This window comes from Moorena sp. SIO3I6 (assembly GCF_010672095.1).
Map to the genome: position 1 here is coordinate 1 of NZ_JAAHHU010001726.1, position 1,040 is coordinate 1,040.

A 1,040-nucleotide genomic window follows, 5' to 3' on the forward strand; every position below is an offset into this window, starting at 1 on the left:
CTTATGCAGAGCATTTGTACTAGAGGTAGATTATCTGTTGCCCGCTTTATTTAAATAAAACATAAAAGAGACTGTTAATCGGCATTTATGTCCTACACTGTAAAGTGCAGGGCAGTGTGCTATTAGTATTTTGAATAGAGTTGGATTGAATGGGCGAGTTCTATTATAATCCCTCAACTAGGCCACATCTGTGAATAACTTCATTAGTTTTGGGATAATTCACACGTCCGATAAGAGTGAGTTTTATCGTTAGTTAATGAAGCGTGTTTTTACTGAAAACCTGCTACTAAAGATTGTTATTGAGATAAGCACATCGATGTTTGAGAACTTGAGGCACATTTTCAGGTTTCCACTGTGCTCCAGAAATCTTCAGTCGTCGGTCAATTTGTTTGACTGTAGATTCAACAGCTCCTGAAGCAATGGAACAAATTGACTGCTCTTGATAGTATTTATAGTTAATAATACGCTCTCGATGAGTCTCTAAATAATTACAGAAGTTTTCGGCTTGTTTTTTAGTCAAAGGAGAAATCAAGTTAAGAGTTTCATCAACGTTACCTGACCACAATAAACTTTTGGCTTTTTTCAATCTTTTCAGTGAACCACCGACCTTATGTAAATTTTCAACTAAGTGAAACCAATCAAGAATTTCCCGTTTTTCTCCTGGACAATTAAATTGTTTAAAAATATTCCAAATCCCAGGATGCCCGTCCCCCAGGCAATTCAGTGGGTCTGATAACGGTTGCTCATTCACCCAATTTATTAATTCCTCATTTTCTGAAAACCAAGCTTTTCTCGTGGATTTATTCACACAGATTGCCTTATAATCTTTCCAGAGACAAGGTTCTCCTTTTTTTGGCGTTCTTAACCTTACTTTTCCTCCATCTACACTCACTTCTTCAATATCTTTACTACAGTCATTGTCAGTAAAATTATAACGATGTACTAGTCTTTGTTGTGTTTTTGCTGAGATTTTCATTCCTGTATAGTACTCAATATCTCTGGCAGCATTATCATAAGATACATTGGCGCTTGCTCGAACA

General features: G+C 36.3%; 1 protein-coding gene. It reads right to left on the bottom strand.

All coding sequences use genetic code 11. The features are described 5' to 3' along the window. Nucleotides 1-286: 286 nt before the first annotated feature. The coding region (locus tag F6K49_RS52665) for an ISKra4 family transposase (protein ID WP_293111084.1) at nt 287-1,040 on the bottom strand (754 nt) is incomplete at its 5' end.